Annotated in this window: 5 protein-coding genes; 1 reads left to right on the forward strand and 4 read right to left on the reverse strand. The window is 56.1% G+C overall.

Annotated features, from left to right (window positions below):
* Positions 1–104: 104 nt before the first annotated feature.
* The gene (locus tag ACO6BQ_RS11540) at positions 105–3,086 is read left to right on the forward strand and encodes a two-partner secretion domain-containing protein (RefSeq protein WP_489121100.1); all 2,982 of its coding nucleotides are present in this window, start codon (positions 105–107) and stop codon (positions 3,084–3,086) included.
* A gap of 117 nt (positions 3,087–3,203) precedes the next feature.
* Here the strand turns inward: ACO6BQ_RS11540 and ACO6BQ_RS11545 are convergent, their stop codons facing one another.
* The 4 genes from ACO6BQ_RS11545 to ACO6BQ_RS11560 form a co-directional block, all read right to left on the reverse strand.
* Entirely contained in the window at positions 3,204–4,304 is a 1,101-nt protein-coding gene (locus ACO6BQ_RS11545) for a metal ABC transporter permease (protein WP_489121102.1), read from the reverse strand.
* Positions 4,297–5,172, reverse strand: a complete 876-nt coding sequence (locus tag ACO6BQ_RS11550; RefSeq protein ID WP_489121105.1) for a metal ABC transporter permease — start codon at positions 5,170–5,172, stop codon at positions 4,297–4,299. Before ACO6BQ_RS11550 ends, ACO6BQ_RS11545 begins: the two co-directional genes overlap by 8 nt.
* Before the next feature lie 3 nt (positions 5,173–5,175).
* Positions 5,176–5,898, reverse strand: coding sequence for a metal ABC transporter ATP-binding protein (locus tag ACO6BQ_RS11555; RefSeq protein WP_489121108.1), 723 nt, complete (start codon positions 5,896–5,898; stop codon positions 5,176–5,178).
* A 247-nt stretch (positions 5,899–6,145) separates the two neighbouring features.
* The gene (locus tag ACO6BQ_RS11560) at positions 6,146–7,096 is read right to left on the reverse strand and encodes a metal ABC transporter solute-binding protein, Zn/Mn family (protein WP_489121111.1); all 951 of its coding nucleotides are present in this window, start codon (positions 7,094–7,096) and stop codon (positions 6,146–6,148) included.
* Positions 7,097–7,281: the final 185 nt, after the last annotated feature.

A 7,281-nucleotide genomic window follows, 5' to 3' on the forward strand; every position in this document is an offset into this window, starting at 1 on the left:
CTATGTGGAGGATTTGCCGACACAGTGCGGGCAAAAAAGATGCGTCAAGATGATGCGGCTGAATTTATCAGTGCTTCCCTAAGGATAGGAAAGGAAGGAACGGAATGAATTTCAAAAAGAAAATGCGCCGCAGCAGCCTTGCGGCACTCATTGCGCTCGCACTCTCGAGCTCTGCACTCGCCATGCCGACGGGCGGCGAGGTCGTGGGCGGCAACCCTGATATTACCCTCAACGGCGGCACATGGGACAGTGTTGCGAATAATGCAACCATCACGGCGACGAACGACGGTCAGATCAACTGGCAGGCATTCAACATCGCAAATGGTGAGACGCTGAACTTCGATATTGCCAATAACAGGACGCTTGTCAATCAGGTCACGGGAGCACAGCTCTCCGACATCCTCGGTACGATGAATCAGACGGGCGGCGGAGATCTCGTGCTCGTCAACCCGAACGGCATCCATATCGGACAGAATGCTGTGCTCGACGTGAACACGCTGACGCTCTCCACGCTCGGTGTTGTGACCAAAAATGATACGGAGACCCTCATCCGTGAGGGCGCGCTTGGTGCGCGTGCCATCACCGTCGATCAGGGCGCACAGTTTGACATCGCACGCAAGCTGAACCTTTTCGGCGGACAGGTCACCGTTGCGGACGGTGTTGTGTTCAACCTCAAGGATGTGCCGAACCCGCAGGAGAGCATGCTGGAGGTCGTTGCGGCAAAGGAGCTGTATTGGCAAGAGGGGGCGGATCATGACAGCGACCTCTCAAAGTGGACGATGGAGCGTGGCAATACGGTTGATTTTCACGGTACGGTGAATGCACTCAGTACAGGCAAGGATGCCGAGATCAATATTATGGGCTATGCGGTCAATGCAGACCGTGCGCACATCGACGGGGATCGCGCAGAGGTTGCGATTGCTGCATGGACGAAGCTCGTATCCGATGATCGGAATAATGCGCCTGTCAAAACAACGAAAGTGGAACTCTCTCCCGAGAATGTTGTGCATGCGGACGGACTCCATATTCGCGAGAAGAACAGCACGGAGATTCGTGGCGGGAAAGTCGAGCTGAAGAACAGCACGATTGACTCGGCGCGTCTTGACATTACAGCGCAGAAATCCTTCGACAGTGCGGGAGATATGGATGTCACAAGGCAGCATGAGGCACTGACGGCGACGGCGGACAACTCCGTTGCGCTTGAAAATGTTACCATTAACGGAATCACGGGACAGAATCGGTATCACTGGTTCGAGATTACGGGCGGTGCCGTGAATATCGCGAACTCGAATATTCACACGGAGAAGATGCTGAACATCGGAGCGATCTCCTCCCTCGGCCGTACGATGAAGAATCGTCATTGGGCAACGCCGATTGAGTATGAGGGAACACGCACAAGTACGGCGGCCAATACGCTGAATGTCACGAACTCGACGCTGAAGGTGACGCGCCCCACATGGGAGTCGAATCCCTATGCAGTGCAGGCAGACCTCAACGCGAAGGATGTAAAGCTCACGGGCGGTACGGTGCATCTGACGGGTGCGACGATTGAAACTCCTCTGCTTGCCCAGATCATGGCGGGCACAACCACCGAGGGAGAGGATACTCCCTACAATCAGACGGCGCATACACCGAGCACCACCGAGCTGCACAGCCTTCGGTCGACACCTGCACATACGGTTACAATTGACGGCACAAGTATGATCCGCTCGACGGATGTCGCTGTCGGCGGCGGTAAGGTGACGGTTGGAAATGATGTGACGTTTAATCTTGGTGACGGCTCAGGCGGTGAGATGGAGGTGGTCGCCGGCTCGCGTGTCCTGTCGGGAGAAGATGAGATCACAACGTCGGCGGCAGGGAATGAGGTGCAGTTCCACGGAAAAATTCGCGGCATCGGCATGAAGAATCAGTCTGTTGATATTGAGGGCCATGCGGTAAATCTCGACCATGCAGATATCCGTGATGTCGGCACGGTACATGGTGTCGCCATGAATCGTCTCATCTATACGGAAGATGGACACAGTACAGTATATACGGGCATTGGCAACCTGTTGAGCGCAGACGGTATGACCGTGGAGTCCAAGGAAATCGGAGTCGGAGGCGATCAAATCACACTGAAGAACACGACGATTACTGCTGAGAAAGGTACACTCCAAGCGGGAACGATTGAGCTCGCGGATGATAAGACAAAGATGTCCCGCGGCGGAGCGATTCACCTCGACAATACAAAGATTACGATGAATCACTCCGCGGATGCATTTGGTGCTGTGGCTGGGACAATGAATCTCGTGAATGACAGTGAGGTAAAGACTCCGTATTCATCTGCTGTCTTTATACTCGGGCAAAGCTATAACGGATATGAGAACAAACTCAATGTTACAAAGGATAATAAGCTTTCACTTTGGAAATCAAAGATTGAGTCGCATGATCTCATTGACATTAGTGCAGGTGGGATCGGTGTCTGGCAGGGAAGCAAACTGAATGCAGATCATGAACTGCGTGTAGATATGGTGAGTGCTGATACCATTCGCACGGACGGTTCGACAGGAACACTTCTGCGTGACTCTGCCTCACATGTGACAGAGGCAGGTACGGAGGTAGGTGCGTTTACTGAGCAGGGAACGGACAAGCCTGTTCCGCCAGTCCCACAGCCGCCCGCACCGCCCGTGAACCCCGATGTGCCGAACCTCTCCGAGGATGATACGGCGAACATTGCCGAGGGCAAGACCAAGGCACTGGACGCACTCGTTGAGCCGACGCAGGAAAAGCGTGTAGAGGTTCTCACGAAGACCGTTGCGCAGCTCAATGAGAAGGTCGGCACGTCGCGTCGTCAGACCGCAGGCGTGGTCGTCGGCATCGTACAGGAGATCATCGCAAACTCGGCTGCACTTTCCGACGGTGAGAAGGTCGCCCTCGTTGAGAGCGTGCTGAACGCCTACGCACCTGTGCAGGAGGCAAAGGCAGCACAGGACAACACCGCCACGGATACCCTCGATGAGGCGGTGAGTGCAGCGACCAATGTCTCCGCTGCACCGGTTTACCCCGATGAGACCGAGGCGGAGGAGACTGTTTCCTTCACGTCGTAACAGATGGGGGTGCCCCTTCCACCGCGAAGCGGTGGAAGGGGCACTTTGAACGCTCATACGAACAGGGGCTGTTGTACGGAGTCAAAATGACTTCGTACAACAGCCCCTTTGTTTTCCTCAGATATAGTATCTCTTGCAGAGTGCCGTATATGCCGCCGCGCCCGCCTCGGTCAGCAGATAGTAGCTGCCCTCACGATGGAGGAGGCGCTGATCGATGAGCTCGCGGCTGACGCGGCGCACTTTACTTTCCTCCCATTTCAGATGGTCGCCGATCTCGTCCGTGTGGTTCTCCGCACTCTCAATGTGTTTTGCCGTGTGTCTGCCGATGTGGAGCAGGAAGAGGTCGCGCTGCATCTGCCACATACTTCTTTTGCGACGGATGTATGTCGTGACAGCCCCCTTTGGCCCCATGAGCAGGGCGAGCAGGTAGACAAGCATATTTATGACGGCGCAGAGTCCTGCAATCGAGGCGTTCATATGCACGGCAAGCGCATAGCCGAGCGCGGAGTTCATCATGCTGACGAGAAGGGCGAGGAGGAGCGTGTGCGACAGGTGCTTTGTAAAGAGCAGAGCGGTCGCACCGGGAGCGATGAAAAACGAGATGACGAGAATCGCACCGACCGCATCGAATGCCGCAACCGTCGTGAGCGAGGTGAGCGACATAAAGGCGTAGAAGAGCATGCCCGTCGGCACACCGATGAGCCGTGCATATTCGCCGTCAAACGTGGAGACCTTGAGCTCCTTGTAGAATACGGTGATAAACGCTGTAATCAGGAGGGCGAGCCCGCCCATCTTGAGCGCGGCAGCGGGAATCTTCATGCCGCCGATCTCGACCGTGTTCAGTCCCGCATAGATGACCTCGCCCATGAGCACCATATCGGTATCGAGGTGGGCATTCCCCGCATATTTGCTGATGAGTATGACGGCGAGCGCAAAGAGCAGGGGGAAGATGACACCGATTGCATCGTCGTATTTGACAAGGCGCGTCTTGCCGAGCAGCTCGACGAGCGACACCGTGACAACGCCCATGAGTGCCGCACCGAAGAGCAGCCACGGTGAGCCGAGATCATGTGTGAGGAAGAAGGCGAGCACGATGCCGAGCAGAACGGTGTGACTGATTGCGTCCGCCATCATGGAGAGACGGCGCAGGATGAGAAAGCCCCCGAGCGGTGCGCACGCTGCTGCCGTCAGCAGGAGTACGAGCAGTGCGTCATCCATGTGTGCCCCTCCGTTTCAAGACTCTGCCGAGGATGCCCTTCGTCCCGAAAACAATGGAGAAAAAGGCGATCAAAGAGGCGACAAGGATGATGGATGGCCCTGTCGACATGCCCTGCTCGAGCGTGCTGATGTACGTTCCGATGAGGGCGGAGACGGCTCCAATGAGGCTGCTCAGCAGGAGCACGCGTGCAAAGTTGTTCGACCACTGATTTGCGGCAACGCAGGGGATAATGAGGAAGGAGCTGATGAGGATTGCACCGACCGCCTTGATCCCGATGCCGATGACGGCAATCGTCATAACGAGCAGCAGACTGTTCAGCAGTCGGCAGGGCAATCCGACGACCTCCGCATACTCCGCGTCAAAGACGAAGAGTTTCAGCTCCTTGTAAAAGAGCAGCAGGAGCGTGAGCACGAGGGCAGACACGACGGCGATCAGCAGGACATCCGCCTCAAGCATATACGCCGCCTGTCCGAAGATGTACGTTCCGAGCCCCGCCTGTGACGCGCCCGCGTAGTCGGGATTTCCTTGGATAAAACTCTTGAGTGCCATACCAAGGCCGAAGAAGCCCGAGAGGAAGATTGCGAGGTTTGCGTCGAGCCCCAGACGCTTGTCCCTGTGTGCGAGCTGGATGAGCGCGTAGCTTGCCGCACCTGCCAGAATCGCCCCTGCGAGGAGGATGACGGGGCTGCGCGTCGCGAACGCCATGTAGGCAAGAATGATGCCGGGAAAGGTCGAGTGCCCGATTGCATCGCCGATGAGACTCTGCCCCTTGTAGACGCTGAATGCGCCGACGGGGGCGGCGGCGACGGCGAGGATGACGCTGCCGAGCGCGACGATCTGAAAGGTGTAGTTCGTCAGAATGTCCATCGCTCACTCCTTCATGCGGTAGGCGCGCGCGAGTGCCGCCTCCTTGTCGATATCTGCGAGATAGTCCGATGCCTTTACCGTGCGGTTCAGTACGACGAGATAGTCGAAATAGGCATCGAGCGTGCTGAGATCGTGGTGGACGGCGATGACGGTGCGTTTTTCTTTCTGCAAATCCATGAACTTGTCCATGATGATGCGTTCTGTTGTCTCGTCCACACCCGCAAGCGGCTCGTCCATGATGTAGAGCTGTGCGTCCTGCGCGAGTGCGCGTGCGATGAAGACGCGCTGCTTCTGCCCGCCCGACAGCTCTGAAATCTGACGATCGGCGAAGTCTGCCATCTTCATTTTATCGAGGGCGTCCATCGCCAGTGCGCGATCCTCCTTGCCGGGGCGGCGCACAAGTCCCAGATGGGCATAGCGTCCCATGAGAACGACATCGAAGACCGTCGTAGGAAAGTCCCAGTGTACCGAGCCGCGCTGCGGCACATAGGCGATCTGCTTGTGCACGGCAGAGAGTGCCTTGCCCCAGAGACGCACTGCGCCCGAGACGGGCTTTAGCAGCCCGAGGATGCCCCGCAGCAGGGTGGACTTGCCCGCGCCGTTCGGTCCTACGATCGCACAGCGCACGCACTCCGGCACATCGAGGTCGATGTCCCAGAGCACGGGGGTATCGCGGTATGCCATTGTGAGGTCTTCGACGTGGATCACACTGTTTGTTCCTGCCATTCTGAGCCCCTTCTGTATGAGTTCTTTATCCGTGCGAACTCCACGCAAACACCTCGTTATGCAAGCGGTCGTGTGCTCGTCCGCCTAAATACCTGCGGACTTCTTAAACGCGCTGCGCTTGAACGAAAGAAATCCGCAGGGGGCGGGTCGCACACTCGCCTCCGCTTGCTCCACTAGGGTTTGCTTAGGAGTGTCGTACGGTTACGTTTCCGTTTGTCCACAAGATCTGATAACGAACGTTTTTCTGCTACTTCAGATGCGAAACAATCAGATCGATGTTGCTGCGGTACATCGTAATATAGGTGTCGCCCTTCTGTCCGACGGGCGCAAGCGAGTCGGAGAAGAGCTCGCTGCCCTCGCCGCCGACGATCTCCACATCGAAGCCCTTCGTCTTGCAGACCTCCTGCAGCTTCTTCATGCGCTCGGGATTTGTCGTGCTCTCGGCGAAGACTGCCTTGACCTTGTGCTCCACGATGTAGTTCGCCGTTTTTTCAATATCCGCATTTGCAACCTCTGAGTCCGTGCTGACACCCTGCGGTGCAATGACGTTCACGTGATAACGATGGGAGAAGTAGTTGAATGCGTCGTGCGGCGTGACCAGGTTGCGCTGACCCTCGGGAATCTGCGCGATCTTCTGTGTGATCTCTACATCAAGTGCGTCGAGGTCTGCGAGATACTTCTTCAGATTTTCCTGAATCTCCTTCTCGTGCTTGGGCAGGAGCTTCACGAGCTGCGCAGCAGCCTCCTCGGTCGCCTGCTTGTAGAGGGCGACATCGAACCAGAAATGCGGGTCGACGATCTTCTTGCCGTCCTCCTCCATGTAGTTGATGTTCGCGTCCGCAAAGTTCTTCGTGACCGCGACGCCCTTCTTCTCAAGCACCTCTGCCATCTTGCCCTCGAAGTGCAGGCCGTGGTAGAGGAGGAGATCCGCCTTCTTGATCTTCTCAAGGTCGGCGGGCTGCGCGACGTAGAGATGCGGATCCTCACCTGCGGGGATAATCAGCTCGATGTTCACATAGTCGCCTGCAAGCTGCTTCGTCATATCCTGCAAAAATGAGGTTGTGACCGTCACCGTTTTCTTCGTATCGGCTGCCTTGTCGCCTCCGGTTCCTCCTCCGCCGCAGCCGACGGCGAACAGTGCCATCATGGCGAGTGCGAGGGTGAGCAGGAGTCGTGGAAATAATTTTTTTGCGTGCATATTTACACCATCCTTTCATTTGTATTGAGAATAACACAAAAAATCCATCTTGTAAATGAGAAAATTTCTCAATATCGAAATTGTTTTATGAAAATGAAAATGCCCCCGTGAAAATCCACAGGGGCGACAAAGTTTAGGAAGCACTGATAAATTCAGCCACGCCATCTTGACGCATCTTTTTTGCC

Source organism: Centipeda sp. (in: firmicutes), from assembly GCF_057271695.1.

What these genes read in the sequence shown, in the direction of transcription:
- ACO6BQ_RS11560 (WP_489121111.1), bottom strand. Translation starts at nt 7,096, where the DNA reads ATGCACGCAAAAAAATTATTTCCACGACTCCTGCTCACCCTCGCACTC.
- ACO6BQ_RS11540 (WP_489121100.1), top strand. Translation starts at nt 105, where the DNA reads ATGAATTTCAAAAAGAAAATGCGCCGCAGCAGCCTTGCGGCACTCATT.
- ACO6BQ_RS11545 (WP_489121102.1), bottom strand. Translation starts at nt 4,304, where the DNA reads ATGGATGACGCACTGCTCGTACTCCTGCTGACGGCAGCAGCGTGCGCA.
- ACO6BQ_RS11550 (WP_489121105.1), bottom strand. Translation starts at nt 5,172, where the DNA reads ATGGACATTCTGACGAACTACACCTTTCAGATCGTCGCGCTCGGCAGC.
- ACO6BQ_RS11555 (WP_489121108.1), bottom strand. Translation starts at nt 5,898, where the DNA reads ATGGCAGGAACAAACAGTGTGATCCACGTCGAAGACCTCACAATGGCA.